Annotated in this window: 17 protein-coding genes and 1 other annotated feature; of the genes, 12 read left to right on the top strand and 5 right to left on the bottom strand. The window is 55.5% G+C overall.

Translation table 11 applies throughout. From position 1 onward, the window contains the following. Window positions 1-81: 81 nt before the first annotated feature. Both sltY and trpR read left to right on the top strand, forming a co-directional pair. Window positions 82-2,019 (top strand): murein transglycosylase, encoded by a 1,938-nt coding sequence (gene sltY / locus ACOTX1_RS10010; RefSeq protein ID WP_023315360.1) that lies wholly within the window; start codon window positions 82-84, stop codon window positions 2,017-2,019. A 55-nt stretch (window positions 2,020-2,074) separates the two neighbouring features. After that, entirely contained in the window at window positions 2,075-2,404 is a 330-nt protein-coding gene (trpR, locus tag ACOTX1_RS10005; RefSeq protein ID WP_023315361.1) for a trp operon repressor, read from the top strand. 27 nt (window positions 2,405-2,431) lie between these two features. Here trpR and yjjX read toward each other — a convergent pair whose 3' ends face one another. Continuing rightward, window positions 2,432-2,947 carry an inosine/xanthosine triphosphatase gene (gene yjjX / locus ACOTX1_RS10000; RefSeq protein ID WP_023315362.1) on the bottom strand — a complete coding sequence of 172 codons (516 nt, stop codon included), beginning with the start codon at window positions 2,945-2,947 and terminating at the stop codon, window positions 2,432-2,434. Window positions 2,948-2,995: 48 nt separating this feature from the next. On the opposite strand from yjjX, the gene gpmB reads away from it, so the two are divergent. Continuing rightward, window positions 2,996-3,643: a 2,3-diphosphoglycerate-dependent phosphoglycerate mutase GpmB gene (gene gpmB, locus ACOTX1_RS09995; RefSeq protein WP_006810187.1), complete on the top strand. Its 648-nt coding sequence runs from the start codon at window positions 2,996-2,998 to the stop codon at window positions 3,641-3,643. Here the strand turns inward: gpmB and robA are convergent. Further along, window positions 3,640-4,509, bottom strand: coding sequence for an MDR efflux pump AcrAB transcriptional activator RobA (gene robA / locus ACOTX1_RS09990; protein WP_003856504.1), 870 nt, complete (start codon window positions 4,507-4,509; stop codon window positions 3,640-3,642). The two genes, gpmB and robA, sit on opposite strands and share 4 nt — an antisense overlap. Window positions 4,510-4,724: 215 nt before the next feature. Here robA and creA point away from each other — a divergent pair, with 215 nt between their 5' ends. Further along, complete coding sequence (gene creA, locus ACOTX1_RS09985) at window positions 4,725-5,195, top strand: protein CreA (RefSeq protein WP_003856503.1); 471 nt, start codon at window positions 4,725-4,727, stop codon at window positions 5,193-5,195. A gap of 49 nt (window positions 5,196-5,244) precedes the next feature. Here the strand turns inward: creA and arcA are convergent, their stop codons facing one another. Continuing rightward, on the bottom strand, window positions 5,245-5,961 hold the full coding sequence (arcA, locus tag ACOTX1_RS09980; RefSeq protein WP_003856501.1) for a two-component system response regulator ArcA: 717 nt from the start codon (window positions 5,959-5,961) through the stop codon (window positions 5,245-5,247). 95 nt (window positions 5,962-6,056) lie between these two features. Between arcA and yjjY the strand changes: the two genes are divergently transcribed. From yjjY to ACOTX1_RS09945, 7 genes are all read left to right on the top strand, one after another. Further along, window positions 6,057-6,197 (top strand): protein YjjY, encoded by a 141-nt coding sequence (gene yjjY, locus ACOTX1_RS09975; RefSeq protein ID WP_001541509.1) that lies wholly within the window; start codon window positions 6,057-6,059, stop codon window positions 6,195-6,197. A 399-nt stretch (window positions 6,198-6,596) separates the two neighbouring features. Next, window positions 6,597-7,283: a tRNA/rRNA methyltransferase gene (locus ACOTX1_RS09970; protein ID WP_003856496.1), complete on the top strand. Its 687-nt coding sequence runs from the start codon at window positions 6,597-6,599 to the stop codon at window positions 7,281-7,283. A 211-nt stretch (window positions 7,284-7,494) separates the two neighbouring features. Continuing rightward, on the top strand, window positions 7,495-7,563 hold the full coding sequence (thrL, locus tag ACOTX1_RS09965) for a thr operon leader peptide (protein WP_015572623.1): 69 nt from the start codon (window positions 7,495-7,497) through the stop codon (window positions 7,561-7,563). Then, window positions 7,502-7,619 (top strand) — a sequence feature (Thr leader region). Its footprint overlaps the gene before it by 62 nt. A 24-nt stretch (window positions 7,620-7,643) precedes the next feature. Further along, on the top strand, window positions 7,644-10,106 hold the full coding sequence (gene thrA / locus ACOTX1_RS09960; RefSeq protein ID WP_003856494.1) for a bifunctional aspartate kinase/homoserine dehydrogenase I: 2,463 nt from the start codon (window positions 7,644-7,646) through the stop codon (window positions 10,104-10,106). Between the two features lies 1 nt (window position 10,107). Continuing rightward, window positions 10,108-11,037, top strand: a complete 930-nt coding sequence (gene thrB / locus ACOTX1_RS09955) for a homoserine kinase (RefSeq protein WP_003856492.1) — start codon at window positions 10,108-10,110, stop codon at window positions 11,035-11,037. 3 nt (window positions 11,038-11,040) lie between these two features. Then, window positions 11,041-12,327, top strand: a complete 1,287-nt coding sequence (gene thrC / locus ACOTX1_RS09950; protein ID WP_003856490.1) for a threonine synthase — start codon at window positions 11,041-11,043, stop codon at window positions 12,325-12,327. A 246-nt stretch (window positions 12,328-12,573) separates the two neighbouring features. Continuing rightward, on the top strand, window positions 12,574-12,861 hold the full coding sequence (locus ACOTX1_RS09945) for a DUF2502 domain-containing protein (RefSeq protein WP_003856489.1): 288 nt from the start codon (window positions 12,574-12,576) through the stop codon (window positions 12,859-12,861). 31 nt (window positions 12,862-12,892) lie between these two features. On the opposite strand, the gene yaaA is transcribed toward ACOTX1_RS09945, so the two are convergent. Both yaaA and ACOTX1_RS09935 read right to left on the bottom strand, forming a co-directional pair. Beyond that, the gene (gene yaaA / locus ACOTX1_RS09940) at window positions 12,893-13,666 is read right to left on the bottom strand and encodes a peroxide stress protein YaaA (RefSeq protein ID WP_022650381.1); all 774 of its coding nucleotides are present in this window, start codon (window positions 13,664-13,666) and stop codon (window positions 12,893-12,895) included. A 66-nt stretch (window positions 13,667-13,732) separates the two neighbouring features. Further along, the gene (locus ACOTX1_RS09935) at window positions 13,733-15,166 is read right to left on the bottom strand and encodes an alanine/glycine:cation symporter family protein (RefSeq protein WP_023315364.1); all 1,434 of its coding nucleotides are present in this window, start codon (window positions 15,164-15,166) and stop codon (window positions 13,733-13,735) included. A gap of 262 nt (window positions 15,167-15,428) precedes the next feature. Between ACOTX1_RS09935 and tal the strand changes: the two genes are divergently transcribed. Beyond that, window positions 15,429-16,382 (top strand): transaldolase, encoded by a 954-nt coding sequence (gene tal, locus ACOTX1_RS09930; RefSeq protein WP_003856481.1) that lies wholly within the window; start codon window positions 15,429-15,431, stop codon window positions 16,380-16,382. Window positions 16,383-16,399 lie beyond the last annotated feature (17 nt).

Here is a 16,399-nt window from a genome sequence, read left to right as displayed (position 1 = left end):
GGGATGCCTGGTTAGCATAAGTTGATGTAACTTTGACGTGGCAAGACGCTGCAACTGACGAAAAACAATGAGGAAGAGCTTGTGGAAAAAGCCAAACGGGTGGTCTGGCGTCTGCTGGCTGCCAGCGTATGCGTAATGGCGGTAAGCCAGGCGGTGCATGCCGATTCACTGGATGAACAACGTAGCCGCTATGCCCAGATTAAGCAGGCATGGGACAACAAGCAGATGGATACCGTGCAGGCGCTGATGCCGACGCTCAAGGATTATCCGCTGTATCCGTATCTGGAGTATCGCCAGATCACGGACGATCTCATGAATCAACCGACCGTCACCGTGAATAATTTCATTCAGGCGAACCCGACCCTGCCGCCTGCGCGTACCCTGAAGTCCCGGTTTGTGAACGAGCTGGCCCGTCGCGAAGACTGGCGCGGCCTGCTGGCTTTCAGCCCGGATAAACCGGGCGCGACGGAAGCGCAGTGTAATTACTATTATGCGAAATGGGCTACCGGCCAGCAGGAAGAAGCGTGGGCCGGCGCAAAAGAGCTGTGGCTGACGGGCAAAAGTCAGCCCAACGCCTGCGATCCGCTTTTCAGCGCCTGGCGCGCGTCGGGGCAGCAGGATCCGCTCTCCTACCTCGAACGTATTCGCCTGGCGATGAAGGCCGGGAACACGCGGCTGGTCACCGTGCTGGCGGGGCAAATGCCGGCGGATTATCAGACCATTGCTTCTGCCGTTATCGGCCTGGCAAACGATCCGAACACCGTCCTGACGTTTGCGCGTACCACCGGCGCGACCGATTTTACCCGCCAGATGGCGGCGGTGGCCTTTGCCAGCGTGGCGCGTGATGATGTGGAAAACGCCAGGCTGATGATCCCGCAGCTGGTGCAGGCCCAGCAGCTTAATGACGATCAAACTCAGGAGCTGCGCGATATCGTGGCATGGCGACTGATGGGAACAGATGTCACCGACGAACAGGCGCGCTGGCGTGATGATGCGGTGATGCGTTCAAACTCTGTCTCGCTGGTGGAGCGTCGCGTGCGCATGGCGCTGGGAACGGGCGATCGTCGTGGCCTCAATACCTGGCTGGCGCGTCTGCCGATGGATGCCAAAGAGAAAGATGAATGGCGTTACTGGCAGGCAGACCTGCTGCTGGAACGTGGTCGTGACGATGAAGCCAAAGAGATCCTCCACTCCCTGATGCAGCAGCGCGGATTCTACCCGATGGCGGCGGCGCAGCGTCTGGGCGAGGAGTACACCCTGAAGATCGACAAAGCGCCAGCCAACGCGAACCCGGCGCTGACGCAGGGGCCGGAAATGGCGCGCGTGCGCGAGCTGATGTACTGGAATCTGGATAATACCGCGCGCAGCGAATGGGCGAATCTGGTCACCAGCCGTACCACTGAAGAGAAAGCGCAGCTTGCCCGCTATGCGTTTGATAATCGCTGGTGGGATCTGAGCGTGCAGGCGACGATCGCCGGCAAACTCTGGGATCATCTCGAAGAGCGTTTCCCGCTGGCTTATAAGGATCTGTTCGATCGCTACACCAGCGGCAAAGATATTCCGCAAAGCTACGCGATGGCCATTGCCCGTCAGGAGAGCGCCTGGAACCCGAAAGTGCGTTCACCAGTGGGTGCCAGCGGCCTGATGCAGATTATGCCGGGCACCGCGACGCACACGGTGAAGATGTTTAATATTCCAGGCTACAGCAGCCCGTCCCAGCTGCTGGATCCGGAGACCAACATCAACATCGGTACCAGCTACTTGCAGTACGTCTATCAGCAGTTCGGTAATAACCGTATCTTCGCGTCAGCGGCGTACAACGCCGGGCCAGGCCGCGTGCGGACATGGCTTGGTAACAGCGCAGGGCGTATCGACGCCGTGGCGTTTGTCGAGAGCATTCCGTTCTCGGAAACGCGCGGCTATGTGAAGAACGTGCTGGCCTATGACGCCTACTATCGCTACTTCATGGGGCAGAAAGATACCCTGATGAGCGATGCCGAGTGGCAGAGACGTTACTGATCGGCGTGGGTTGTGTTATGCTGTACTCGCTAAAGAGTACAAGAGGCAGCATAACATGACCCAGCATTCCCAGTATTCCTCGGCAATGGCCGAACAACGTCATCAGGAGTGGCTTCGTTTTGTGGAGTTGCTCCGCCAGTCTTACGACAAAGATCTGCATTTACCGTTGCTACAGCTGATGCTGACGCCCGATGAACGCGAAGCGCTGGGCACGCGGGTACGCATTATTGAGGAACTGCTGCGCGGCGAAATGAGCCAGCGCGAGCTGAAAAACGAGCTGGGCGCGGGCATCGCGACCATTACCCGTGGTTCAAACAGCCTGAAGTCGGCGCCGGTTGAACTGCGTCAGTGGCTGGAAGCGGTATTGCTGAAAAACGCCGGATGACGGCTTCGCCTTATCCGGCCTACAGACTTAACGATAAATCGCGTTATGGAACGGACTTAACGCCAGAATTACGGCCTGGTGGTAAACGCTCGAACGGGTGAGCTTGCCCGCGGTAAAGACGCCAATCGCCCCCTCTTTACGACCAATATCATCAATGCCGGTGTAGTGCGACATTACCGGACCCAGCGCCTCACCCGCGCGGACTTTCTCCAGTATGACCTCCGGCAGCGGCAGCGTGGCAGAACGCGCTTCGCCGCGCTGCTCGCGGCTTTCGATGACAACCCAGCTGAAGGTCGCTCCTTCGTCGATACCAGCTTCAATCGCGACCCAGAAGTCAGCGTCTGGCGCGGCGGCTTTTGCATTCGCCACGCGATTTCGTGCGCCAGCGCGTGTTTCCTCGCTGCCAAACGGCTGTTCCGGCACACCGCTCTCGACGCCGACGGCGTCAATATGGCAGGATCCTTCGCCGAAGATCTCGTCAAATGCCCTTAGAATTGCCTGAATTTTGGCAGGATTGGTGGTAGCAGAGACAACATGGTGCATAATTAAGCTCGATTTAAAAAATTCATCGCAGTATAACGGAAAAAAAGCATGTTACAGGTATACCTTGTTCGCCACGGTGAAACGCAGTGGAACGCCGAGCGACGTATTCAAGGCCAGTCAGACAGTCCTCTCACCGACAAAGGTGTGCAGCAAGCGTGGCAGGTGGCGGAGCGCGCCAGAACGCTGGGCATCACTCACGTCATCTCCAGTGATTTAGGCCGCACACAGCAGACGGCACGCATCATCGCCGATGCCTGTGGCTGCGACGTGACCCTCGAACCGCGTCTGCGCGAGCTGGATATGGGCGTGCTGGAAAAACGTCCTATCGATACGCTGACGGAAACCGAAGAAGGCTGGCGCCGCACGCTGGTGAACGGCACTGAAGATGGTCGCATCCCTGAGGGTGAATCCATGCAGGAGCTGAGCGTGCGCATGCATGCCGCGCTGGCCGAGTGCCTGAAACTCCCGGCAGGTAGCCGACCGCTGCTGGTGAGCCACGGTATCGCGCTGGGTTGTCTGGTGAGCACCATTCTGGGACTGCCGGCTTACGCCGAACGCCGTTTGCGTCTGCGCAACTGTTCCATTTCCCGTATCGACTATCAGGAAAGTGCCTGGCTGGCATCGGGGTGGGTGGTTGAGATGGCAGGGGACATTTCGCATCTTGATGCCCCTGCACTGGACGAATTGCAGCGTTAACGACGTACCGGAATCAGGAATTCCATACGCAGATTGATAGGGCCTTCTTCCGGTTTAGCATCTTGCGCCGGATAGTAGCGCTCAATGTCCTGACCTTTACGGCGATTCAGATTCAGCATCGGCATGCAGGTCCCGTAAACGGTCAGGATGAACTCCTGAACGCCCGTTCCTAAACCTTCGTATGAGAACATCACATACTCGCCGCCTTCCAGCACGACAGGCTTCGAGCCATGAATGTAACCGTTCGCCATATCAGGCGTCAGCGCCGTGGTATAGAACACCTCCTGCTCGTCATCTTTTTCCTGGCTTGGATGCGTTTCGTTCAAACCATACAGAATCGGCGGGATCGCCGGAGCATGGCTTAAAAATTCGCGCCAGAACTGAACGCGCATCTGATGGCGGAACTCGGAGATCTGCTCAAGGGAACAGGAGTAGCTCTGCGTGGTGCCGACCAGGTGCGTTTCTGGCAGGGTGATGATTTCATATTTTGGCATCGCAAACTCGCCCAGACGCAGCGGCGGACGCATACCAAAGGAGCTCCAGTCCGGCGAGCGGCGATAAAGCGCTGGCGTTAACGAGAACTGCTTTTTAAAGGCGCGGGTGAAAGTTTGCTGTGAATCGAAACGATATTGCAGAGCAATATCAAGGATTGGTCGCGCGGTCAGGCGCAACGCAACAGCAGACTTTGATAAACGACGTGCGCGAATATAGGCACCGATAGCATGACCGGTGACATCCTTGAACATCCTTTGCAGATGCCACTTGGAATAGCCTGCTTTTGCCGCCACATTATCCAGTGACAATGGCTGGTCGAGATGACCTTCCAGCCAGGTGAGCAGGTCGCGAATAATTCCAGCCTGATCCATATACTATCCTCATCCTTAAAACTGCCGCAGGTGCCTGTTTACAGGTTAGCGGATAATAGCATTTTTTGACGTTTTAGCATTCAGTGTTTTTTTTGCGCATAAATGCTTTTTATGGTGATTTATGTGCGGATATATTCTAATCCTGTGATCTTGCTACATTTTTATCTAACCTGTTGAATAATCGCTCAGCGTAATTTTTTATGAATGGTAACAATATGAAATACAAGGTTTTAGTCTTTGCAGCACTGGCGCTGATGGCAGGGCGCGTGGCGCAGGCGGAGCAAATTGGCTCCGTGGATACCGTGTTTAAAATGTTTGGGCCGGACCACAAAATTGTGGTGGAGGCGTTTGACGATCCGGACGTTAAAAACGTCACCTGCTATGTCAGCCGGGCGAAGACCGGCGGGATTAAAGGCGGCCTGGGGCTGGCTGAAGACACGTCTGACGCGGCCATCTCCTGCCAGCAGGTTGGACCGGTGGAATTGAGTGACAAAATTAAAAACGGCAAAGCGCAGGGCGACGTTGTATTCCAGAAACGGACCTCGCTGGTGTTCAAAAAGCTACAGGTGGTCCGTTTTTATGATGCGAAGCGTAACACCCTGGCTTATCTGGCCTACTCGGACAAAGTCGTGGAAGGCTCACCGAAAAACGCGATTAGCGCGGTGCCGATTATGCCGTGGCATTAATAAAAAAAAACGGCGCAAATGCGCCGTTCTTTACTGCGTGATGTGAGGATTACTCCTGGAGGTCACCGCAGAAACGATAGCCTTCACCATGGATCGTGGCGATGATTTCCGGCGTATCAGGCGTAGATTCGAAATGTTTACGAATACGACGGATGGTTACGTCAACGGTACGATCGTGTGGCTTCAACTCACGACCGGTCATTTTCTTCAGCAGTTCTGCACGAGACTGAATCTTGCCCGGGTTCTCGCAGAAGTGCAGCATCGCGCGGAATTCACTGCGCGGCAGTTTGTACTGCTCACCGTTCGGGCTAATCAGCGAACGGCTGTTGATATCAAGTTCCCAGCCGTTGAATTTGTAGCTGTCGACGCTACGACGCTCTTCACTGACCGTACCCAGATTCATGGTGCGGGACAGCAGGTTGCGTGCACGAATGGTTAACTCGCGAGGGTTGAACGGCTTGGTGATGTAGTCATCCGCGCCGATTTCCAGACCAAGAATTTTATCAACCTCGTTGTCACGGCCTGTCAGGAACATCAACGCGACGTTCGCCTGTTCACGCAGTTCGCGCGCCAGAAGAAGCCCGTTTTTGCCCGGCAGGTTGATATCCATAATCACCAGGTTGATATCATTTTCAGAAAGGATCTGATGCATCTCTGCGCCATCGGTCGCTTCAAAGACATCGTAGCCTTCTGCTTCGAAAATGCTCTTTAACGTGTTGCGTGTTACCAACTCGTCTTCAACGATAAGAATGTGCGGGGTCTGCATGTTTGCTACCTAAATTGCCAACTAAATCGAAACAGGAAGTACAAAAGTCCCTGACCTGCCTGATGCATGTCGCAAATTAACATGATCGGCTTAACGTGACTAAAGTACGTAATTGCGTTCTTGATGCACTTTCCATCAACGTCAACAACATCATTAGCTTGGTCGTGGGTACTTTCCCTTTGGACCCGACAGTGTCAAAAACGGCTGTCATCCTAACCATTTTAACAGCAACATAACAGGCTAAGTGACACCGGACACCCAATAAAACTACGCTTCGTTGACATATATCAAGTTCAATTGTAGCACGTTAACAGTTTGATGAAATCATCGTAGCTGAATGCTAGCCTTTGTCACAATTTTTCAATAAACCAACTAGTTGCGGACATTGATTGATAAACGGTACGAATCCAATCAGAAAAGAGTATTCATATGGTTATTATCATTACAAAACATAAGGATAATGGTCTTCTGTTAACATTCTAACTGATTGTTCAGCCACAAAATAGTTTAGCTTTTTTTAATTGTTATGAAACGCTATTTCGGTGATTTGTGTTGCAAAAATGTAAATTCGTGCTGCGTAATATGTTGAACTGAATCACATTTTTACCTGCTAACTGATTAAAAAGAGAGCGTAAATGCATCTGTCGATTGTGCTGGTGGCACCAGCAAGAGCTGAAAATATTGGCGCTGCGGCGCGTGCCATGAAGACTATGGGTTTTACCGATTTGCGTATTGTGGACAGCACGGCGCATCTGGAGCCTGCTGCGCGCTGGGTGGCGCACGGTTCGGGTGATATTCTCGATAATATAACCACTTACGCTACGCTCGCCGACGCACTCCACGATATTTCATTTACCGTCGCGACGACCGCGCGCAGCCGGGCGAAGTTTCACTATTACGCCACGCCTGCTGAACTGGTGCCGATGCTGGAAGAGAAAAGCCAGTGGCTGGAGAAAGCCGCGCTGGTGTTTGGGCGAGAAGATTCCGGGCTGACTAACGAAGAGCTGGCGCTGGCTGACGTGCTGACGGGCGCGCCGATGGTGGCGGATTATCCGTCACTCAATCTGGGGCAGGCGGTGATGGTCTATTGCTATCAATTAGCATCCTTAATACAAATTTCTCAGCCACCGGTGACAGTTTCGGATGAAAACCAGTTGGCGGCACTGCGTGTTCGTGCAGATAAGCTTCTTGCGCAGTTGGGCGTCGCTGACGATCAAAAAATGGTGGACTGGTTACAGCAGCGCCTGGGGCGTCTTGAACAGCGCGACACGGCAATGCTGCACCGATTGCTTCATGATATTGAAAAAAAATTAGCGGAGTAAAATAGTGCCATAGGTTTTTATTATGGCCGATCCTGCTGATGTCTGGGGTTGCAACTGGGGTATTCCGATGAAAATAAATCTGCCCGCAGCGGGACGTGAGAATGTCCCGAATTGTGATCAAATTAAAAATTCATTGACTTAAGGGGCTCGATCCTTTAACCCTAAAAGAATAGAGCACAGACAGATAATAATGACAGAGTACACAACATCCATGAAACGCATCAGCATCACCACCATTACTACAACCATCATCATTACCACAGGTAACGATGCGGGCTGACGCGTACAGGAAAAACAGAAAAAAGCCCGCACCTGAACAGTGCGGGCTTTTTTTTCGGCTAAAGGAAATGAGGTAGAACCATGCGAGTGTTGAAGTTCGGCGGTACGTCAGTGGCAAATGCAGAACGTTTTCTGCGTGTTGCCGATATCCTGGAAAGCAACGCCAGGCAGGGGCAGGTTGCCACCGTGCTCTCTGCCCCGGCCAAAATCACGAACCACCTGGTGGCGATGATTGAAAAAACCATCGGTGGTCAGGATGCACTGCCGAATATCAGCGACGCCGAGCGTATCTTCGCCGATCTGCTTCAGGGGCTGGCCGACGCCCAGCCTGGTTTCCCGCTGGCGCAGCTGAAAAGCACCGTTGAACTTGAATTTGCCCAGATTAAACACGTTCTTCACGGTATCAGCCTGCTTGGCCAGTGCCCGGACAGCATCAACGCGGCGCTGATTTGCCGGGGTGAAAAACTCTCTATCGCCATCATGGCAGGCGTGCTGGAAGCGCGCGGTCACCACGTGACGGTCATCGATCCGGTTGAAAAACTGCTGGCTGTGGGCCACTACCTCGAATCCACCGTCGACATTGCCGAGTCGACACGCCGTATTGCGGCGAGCAAAATCCCGTCTGACCATATGATCCTGATGGCAGGCTTTACCGCCGGTAACGAGAAGGGCGAACTGGTGGTGCTGGGGCGTAACGGCTCTGACTACTCCGCTGCGGTGCTGGCGGCCTGTTTACGCGCAGACTGTTGTGAGATCTGGACTGATGTCGACGGCGTTTATACCTGCGATCCGCGCCAGGTGCCGGATGCCAGGTTGCTGAAGTCGATGTCGTACCAGGAAGCAATGGAGCTTTCCTACTTCGGCGCTAAAGTTCTTCACCCGCGTACCATCTCCCCGATTGCCCAGTTCCAGATCCCTTGCCTGATTAAGAATACCGGTAATCCGCAGGCGCCGGGCACGCTGATTGGCGCCAGCGCGGATGAAGATGACCTGCCGGTGAAAGGCATTTCTAACCTCAATAACATGGCGATGTTCAGCGTCTCCGGCCCGGGGATGAAGGGCATGGTCGGCATGGCGGCACGCGTCTTTGCCGCTATGTCCCGCAACGGGATCTCCGTGGTGCTGATCACGCAGTCCTCTTCCGAATACAGCATCAGCTTCTGCGTTCCGCAGGGCGATTGCCTGCGCGCCCGTCGCGCGCTGGAAGAAGAGTTCTATCTGGAGCTGAAAGAAGAGCTGCTGGAGCCGCTTTCCATTCAGGAGCGTCTGGCGATTATCTCGGTGGTCGGCGACGGTATGCGCACCCTGCGCGGTATCTCCGCCAAATTCTTTGCCGCGCTGGCGCGGGCCAATATCAATATCGTGGCGATTGCCCAGGGCTCATCCGAGCGTTCCATTTCCGTTGTCGTGGATAACGATGACGCCACTACCGGCGTGCGCGTGGTGCATCAGATGCTGTTCAACACCGACCAGGTGATTGAGCTGTTCCTGGTGGGCGTCGGCGGCGTCGGCGGCGCGCTGCTGGAGCAGGTAAAGCGTCAACAGGAGTGGCTTAAGAAGAAACATATCGATCTGCGCGTCTGCGGCATTGCGAACTCGAAAGCGTTGCTGACTAACGTCCACGGTCTGAACCTGGAAAACTGGCAGGCGGAGCTGGAAGAGGCGAAAGAGCCGTTTAACCTGGGCCGCCTGATCCGTCTGGTGAAAGAATATCACCTGCTTAACCCGGTGATCGTTGACTGTACCTCCAGCCAGGCGGTGGCCGATCAGTACGCGGATTTCCTGCGCGAAGGTTTCCACGTGGTGACGCCGAACAAAAAGGCCAACACCTCGTCAATGGATTACTATCACCAGCTGCGTCTGGCGGCGAGTAAGTCGCGCCGCAAGTTTCTGTATGACACCAACGTGGGCGCGGGCCTGCCGGTCATCGAGAACCTGCAAAACCTGCTGAACGCGGGCGACGAACTACAGCGTTTCTCCGGCATCCTCTCCGGCTCCCTGTCGTTTATCTTCGGCAAGCTGGACGAAGGGATGAGCCTGTCGGAAGCCACCCGCGCCGCGCGCGAGCTGGGCTACACCGAGCCGGATCCGCGCGACGACCTCTCCGGTATGGACGTGGCGCGTAAGCTGCTGATCCTGGTGCGCGAGACCGGCCGCGAGCTGGAGCTTTCGGATATCGTGATTGAGCCAGTGCTGCCAGCAGAATTTGATGACAGCGGTGACGTCAGCGCCTTTATGGCGAATTTACCTCAGCTTGACGATGCCTTTGCCGCACGCGTTGCGAAAGCCCGTGATGAAGGTAAGGTATTGCGCTATGTTGGCAACATTGAAGAAGACGGCGTCTGCCGGGTGAAGATTGCCGAAGTGGATGGCAACGATCCGCTGTACAAGGTGAAAAACGGCGAGAACGCTCTGGCGTTCTACAGCCATTATTATCAGCCACTGCCGCTGGTGCTTCGCGGCTATGGCGCAGGGAATGATGTGACTGCGGCAGGCGTGTTTGCCGATCTGCTGCGTACCCTGTCATGGAAGTTAGGAGTTTAAGATGGTTAAAGTATATGCCCCGGCTTCCAGCGCCAATATGAGCGTCGGATTTGACGTGCTGGGCGCGGCGGTAACGCCGGTGGACGGTTCGCTGCTGGGCGATACGGTTACGGTTGAGGCGGCAGAGCGCTTCAGCCTGAATAACATCGGCCGTTTCGCCAGTAAGCTGCCGTCTGAACCGCGCGAGAATATTGTTTATCAGTGCTGGGAACGCTTCTGTCAGGAGATCGGCAAGAACGTGCCGGTCGCCATGACGCTGGAAAAGAGCATGCCGATTGGTTCGGGGCTGGGCTCGAGCGCCTGCTCGGTGGTCGCCGCGCTGGTGGCGATGAATGAGCACTGCGGCAAGCCGCTGAACAACAGCCGTCTGCTGGCGCTGATGGGCGAGCTGGAAGGGCGCATCTCCGGCAGCATTCATTATGATAACGTGGCGCCGTGCTTCCTTGGCGGCATGCAGCTGATGATTGAAGAAAATGGCATCATCAGCCAGCAGGTGCCAGGGTTTGATGAGTGGCTGTGGGTGCTGGCCTATCCGGGCATTAAAGTGTCTACCGCCGAAGCGCGTGCGATCCTGCCGGCGCAGTATCGTCGTCAGGACTGTATTGCCCACGGGCGTCATCTGGCGGGCTTTATTCATGCCTGCTACACCCGACAGCCGCAGCTGGCGGCGAAACTGATGAAAGACATTATTGCCGAGCCGTATCGCACGAAGCTGCTGCCGGGCTTTAACGAAGCGCGACAGGCATCCATGGATATCGGCGCACAGGCGTGCGGCATCTCCGGCTCCGGCCCGACGCTGTTCGCCTTATGCGACAAGCCAGACACCGCGCAGCGCGTGGCGGACTGGCTCTCTAAACACTACCTGCAAAATCAGGAAGGCTTTGTTCATATTTGCCGTCTGGACACGGCTGGCGCACGAGTACTGGGATAACGAATGAAACTCTACAACCTTAAAGATCATAACGAGCAGGTCAGCTTTGCGCAGGCGGTAACGCAGGGGCTTGGCAAAAATCAGGGGCTGTTCTTCCCCCACGACCTGCCGGAATTTCAGCTGACCGAAATCGATGAACTGCTGAAGCAGGACTTTGTCACCCGCAGCACCAAAATTCTGTCTGCGTTTATCGGCGACGAAATCCCACAGGAGCTGCTGGAAGAGCGCGTGCGTGCGGCGTTTGCTTTCCCGGCGCCGGTGAAGCAGGTGGAGCCTGACGTTGGCTGTCTGGAGCTGTTCCACGGCCCGACGCTGGCGTTCAAAGATTTCGGCGGTCGTTTTATGGCGCAGATGCTGACCCACATCAGCGGCGACAAACCGGTGACCATTCTGACCGCGACTTCAGGCGATACCGGTGCGGCGGTGGCCCATGCGTTCTACGGCCTGAAAAACGTCCGCGTGGTGATCCTCTATCCGAAAGGCAAAATCAGCCCGCTTCAGGAAAAACTGTTCTGCACCCTTGGGGGCAACATTGAAACCGTGGCGATCGACGGCGATTTCGATGCCTGTCAGGCGCTGGTGAAGCAAGCCTTCGATGACGAAGAGCTGAAGGCGGCGCTGGGGCTGAACTCTGCCAACTCCATCAACATCAGCCGTCTGCTGGCGCAGATCTGCTACTACTTCGAAGCGGTGGCGCAGTTGCCGCAGGACGCGCGCAATCAGCTGGTGGTTTCCGTGCCAAGCGGGAACTTCGGCGACCTGACGGCAGGCCTGCTGGCGAAATCACTCGGCCTGCCGGTGAAGCGCTTTATCGCCGCCACCAACGCCAACGACACCGTGCCGCGTTTCCTGAAGGACGGAAAATGGGCGCCGAACGCGACTCAGGCCACGCTCTCCAATGCGATGGATGTGTCACAGCCTAACAACTGGCCGCGTGTGGAAGAGCTGTTCCGCCGTAAGGTCTGGCGTCTGGGCGATCTGGGTTACGCAGCGGTGACGGACGAAACCACGAAAGCCACCATGCGCGAGCTGAAAGCGGTGGGCTATACCTCTGAGCCGCACGCGGCGATTGCCTATCGTGCCCTGCGCGATCAGCTTCAACCGGGTGAGTATGGCCTGTTCCTCGGCACCGCCCATCCGGCCAAGTTCAAAGAGAGCGTGGAAGCGATCCTGGGGGAAACGCTGCCGCTGCCAAAAGAGCTGGCCGAGCGTGCCGACCTGCCGCTGCTGTCTCATGAGCTGCCCGCAGACTTTGCCGCGCTGCGTAAGCTGATGATGACCCGAGCGTAAGTTTGTTGCCCGGTGGCGGCTACGCCTTACCGGGCCTACAACGGCTCAGAACGTAGGCCGGGTAAGCGCAGCGCCACCCGGCTTTTTTATGGAGAAATTAAGGAGAAAAACAGCAGGAAAAAAGCAGAAATTCCCAATAAATGCGGTCACTTAGCGTTTAGGATTGCAGAGAATAACATCCCCCGTTCCCATCACGTACTCTCCTTACATCGGCCCACGTTGGGCAAGAAGAATAAGGAGTCACCTATGTCTACCCTGAAACCTGCACTTATCGCGCTTTCACTGATGCTGGTCGCTCCCATGGCGGTGCAGGCAGCTGAGATCACCCTCGTGCCCGCGGTAAAACTGCAAATTGGCGATCGGGATAATAACGGGCACTACTGGGATGGCGGCCGCTGGCGCGACCATGACTGGTGGAAAGCACACTATGACTGGCGCGATAACCACTGGCGTCCGCACGATGAACATCGCGATCGTGACGATCACCACCGTCATGACGAGCGCCGCCCGGGCCCGGACCGGAAGCACCATTAACATAAACCCCGCCAGCTGGCGGGGTTGTCTTTTATTGCTCGTGACGCTTAAACACCAGCTCGTTTTTTCCTGACGATGCCTCGTCGAAGAAATACCCTTCACTGTTAAAGCCGGTGAGCTGCTCTGGCTTCGTCAGGCGGTTTTGAATGATGAAGCGGCTCATCAGACCGCGCGCTTTTTTGGCGTAGAAGCTGATTACTTTAAATTTGCCGTTTTTCTCGTCGAGGAATACCGGCTTGATAATGTCCGCATCCAGCTTTTTCGGTTTCACCGATTTGAAGTACTCATCGGAGGCCAGGTTGATCACCACGTTGTCCCCCTGGGCTTGCAGCGCCGCGTTAAGCTTGTCGGTAATGACATCGCCCCAGAACTGGTACAGATCTTTACCTTTAGCGTTTTCCAGGCGGATACCCATCTCCAGACGATACGGCTGCATCAGATCCAGCGGGCGCAGCACCCCGTACAGGCCGGATAACATGCGCAGATGCTGCTGGGCAAAATCGAAATCGGCTTCGCTAAACGTTTCTGCTTGCAGGCCAGTGTAGACGTCACCTTTGAAGGCCAACAGCGCCTGGCGGGCGTTGGCGGGCGTGAAGTCAGGCTGCCACTCATGAAAACGGGTGGCGTTCAGGTCGGCAAGTTTATCGCTGATGCTCATCAGCGAAGCGATTTGCGGAGCCGAAAGCTTACGCGCTTCGTGGATCAACTGTTGCGAGTAGTCCAGCAATTCCGGCTGGGTATAACGCTCAGTGGCGAGCGGGCTCTGGTAGTCGAGCGTTTTGGCAGGTGAAATCAGAATCAGCATATCCAGTCCTTGCAGGAAATTTAGAGCGACTTTAACAAAAAATCGCCCTGAATTGATCGATAGCTGTTATTGCCGCGGCAAATCATCCCAGGTGCCAGGGGCAATTTGTGACTCGATTTCGGGATAGCGTGAGGCGTCAAAGACGGGCTGTACGCCGAGCTTGCGCTGACGCAGATAATCGCGCGCGATCAGCGCCACAACCGGTGAAAGCAGCAAAATGGCCGTCAGGTTCGTGATGGCCATCAGCGCCATGATGACGTCCGCTATTTGCCAGACCAACGGCATACTGAGCAGGGAGCCGACGAAAACCATTCCCAGCACACCCGCGCGAAGGACGTTGCGGGTCAGACGCGAATTGACTTTCAGGAAGATAAGGTTGTTTTCGGCATAGATATAGTTCACCGCAATGGAACTAAAGGCAAAAAGTCCCACGACAAGTGCGACAAGGCCCGCGCCCCAGCCGCCGACGAGGGAGACCAGCGCCTGTTGTACCCAATGAATGCCTGCCGTACTACCGGACGGTTGCTCAGCGGCACCGGCCAGCAGCATGATCATCGCGCTGGCGGAGCAGATAACAATGGTGTCTGTGAAGACGCCAATCATCTGTACAATGCCCTGCGCGGCGGGATGCGGGGGCCAGGATGCGGCCGCTGCGGCGGCATTCGGCGTGGAGCCCATTCCCGCTTCGTTGGAGAACATACCCCGCTGAAAACCCGCAGTGAGAGCCTGGCTAAGGGTGTAACCCAACGCGCCTGAAGCCGCTTCGCGCCAGCCGAACGCGCTTTGGAAAATGGTGACGATGACGTTCGGCACCTCGTCAATATGTATCGCGCATACCATCAGGCTGGTTGACACCCACAGCAGCGCCATCAGCGGAACCAGCCACTGCATCAGGCGGGCAACCCCTTTTAGCCCGGTCACAATGGTCAGCAGGGTGAGAAGGGCAAGCGCGCCGCCCGTCAGCCACTCCGGACAATTAAAGGCAAAGCGCAGCGCGTGGGCGACGGAATTTGCCTGAACGGTATTGAAAATAAGGCCATAGGCAATCAGCAAAAAGATCGAGAACAGAACGCCCATCCAGCGCATTCCCAACCCGCGAGCCATATACCAGGCGGGACCGCCGCGAAACTGACCTTTGCCGTCTTTTTCTTTGTAGAGTTGCGCAAGCGAGCATTCAGCAAAGGAGGTGGCCATACCGATAATCGCCGTCACCCACATCCAGAATACCGCGCCCGGACCGCCCGCGCCGATCGCCAGCGCGACACCGGCCAGGTTACCGCTGCCGACGCGCGCGGCAAGGCTAGTACAGAGCGCCTGAAACGAGGTCAGGCCGCCCGGCTGTGGGGTGACGCTGTTTTTCAGACTTCTGCCAAATTTGCGGATATAGCGAAACTGAATCAGACCGCTGCGCCACGTAAACCAGATACCTGCTCCTGAAAGCAGGTATATCATGATCGAACCCCAGAGGACTTCGTTGATAAAGAAAAAGAAATCAGGCACTAACGTCCCTCTTGTTGATGCCAAAGTGAATATGTAAGCGCTACCACTGATTGTGCATGCTGTTACTTAGCAGTCTGTTAATATTCTGAGTTTATCATACTCTGCCTAAGCGCACTGTCTGCGGTTGCGCTGCCTCTCACTCGTGTTATCATCAGGGCAGACCGGTTACATCCCCCTAACAAGTAAACCTGTCATTTTTCCGCTGCTGGCAAGCTGTCGGTAGTGTGAATTATCCAGGGCACGTTAAAAGAGAAACACTATCATGACGGATAAATTGACCTCCCTTCGTCAGTTCACCACTGTCGTCGCTGACACCGGAGATATCGCGGCAATGAAGCTGTACCAGCCGCAGGATGCCACAACCAACCCTTCTCTGATCCTTAACGCCGCGCAGATCCCTGAGTATCGCAAACTGATCGACGAGGCGGTGACTTGGGCAAAAGCACAGAGCAATGACCGCGCGCAGCAGGTTGTGGATGCCACTGACAAACTGGCAGTGAACATCGGTCTGGAAATCCTGAAGCTCGTTCCTGGCCGTATCTCTACCGAAGTTGATGCTCGCCTGTCCTACGACACCGAAGCCTCTATCGCCAAAGCAAAACGCCTGATCAAACTGTACAACGATGCGGGCATCAGCAACGACCGTATCCTGATTAAACTGGCCTCTACCTGGCAGGGCATCCGCGCCGCTGAGCAGCTGGAAAAAGAAGGCATCAACTGTAACCTGACTCTGCTGTTCTCCTTCGCACAGGCGCGTGCATGTGCCGAAGCTGGCGTATACCTGATTTCTCCGTTCGTGGGCCGTATTCTGGACTGGTACAAAGCCAACACCGACAAGAAAGAGTACGCGGCGTCTGAAGATCCAGGCGTGATTTCTGTGACTGAAATCTACGAATACTACAAACAGCACGGCTATGAGACCGTTGTTATGGGCGCAAGCTTCCGTAACGTCGGCGAAATCATCGAGCTGGCTGGCTGTGACCGCCTGACCATCGCCCCTGCGCTGCTGAAAGAGCTGGCAGAAAGCGAAGGTGCTATCGAGCGTAAACTGTCTTACACTGGCGAAGTGAAAGCGCGCCCTGAGCGCATCACCGAGTCCGAGTTCCTGTGGCAGCACAACCAGGATCCAATGGCCGTAGATAAACTGGCAGACGGTATCCGTAAGTTTGCTATTGACCAGGAAAAACTGGAAAAAATGATCGGCGACCTGCTGTAATCATTCTGCGTGACCGG

The sequence above is a fragment of the Enterobacter cloacae complex sp. IR5401 genome (genome assembly GCF_049238425.1).
Lineage (GTDB): Bacteria > Pseudomonadota > Gammaproteobacteria > Enterobacterales > Enterobacteriaceae > Enterobacter > Enterobacter hormaechei_C.
Note: the sequence above shows the minus strand (reverse complement) of the source record. Positions and strands in the feature narration are given on the sequence as shown.

Bases quoted from the DNA above. Each gene is read 5' to 3' on its own strand.
- trpR (WP_023315361.1), top strand. From the start codon at position 2,075: ATGACCCAGCATTCCCAGTATTCCTCGGCAATGGCCGAACAACGTCAT.
- yjjX (WP_023315362.1), bottom strand. From the start codon at position 2,947: ATGCACCATGTTGTCTCTGCTACCACCAATCCTGCCAAAATTCAGGCA.
- gpmB (WP_006810187.1), top strand. From the start codon at position 2,996: ATGTTACAGGTATACCTTGTTCGCCACGGTGAAACGCAGTGGAACGCC.
- robA (WP_003856504.1), bottom strand. From the start codon at position 4,509: ATGGATCAGGCTGGAATTATTCGCGACCTGCTCACCTGGCTGGAAGGT.
- creA (WP_003856503.1), top strand. From the start codon at position 4,725: ATGAAATACAAGGTTTTAGTCTTTGCAGCACTGGCGCTGATGGCAGGG.
- arcA (WP_003856501.1), bottom strand. From the start codon at position 5,961: ATGCAGACCCCGCACATTCTTATCGTTGAAGACGAGTTGGTAACACGC.
- ACOTX1_RS09970 (WP_003856496.1), top strand. From the start codon at position 6,597: ATGCATCTGTCGATTGTGCTGGTGGCACCAGCAAGAGCTGAAAATATT.
- thrA (WP_003856494.1), top strand. From the start codon at position 7,644: ATGCGAGTGTTGAAGTTCGGCGGTACGTCAGTGGCAAATGCAGAACGT.
- thrB (WP_003856492.1), top strand. From the start codon at position 10,108: ATGGTTAAAGTATATGCCCCGGCTTCCAGCGCCAATATGAGCGTCGGA.
- thrC (WP_003856490.1), top strand. From the start codon at position 11,041: ATGAAACTCTACAACCTTAAAGATCATAACGAGCAGGTCAGCTTTGCG.
- ACOTX1_RS09945 (WP_003856489.1), top strand. From the start codon at position 12,574: ATGTCTACCCTGAAACCTGCACTTATCGCGCTTTCACTGATGCTGGTC.
- yaaA (WP_022650381.1), bottom strand. From the start codon at position 13,666: ATGCTGATTCTGATTTCACCTGCCAAAACGCTCGACTACCAGAGCCCG.
- tal (WP_003856481.1), top strand. From the start codon at position 15,429: ATGACGGATAAATTGACCTCCCTTCGTCAGTTCACCACTGTCGTCGCT.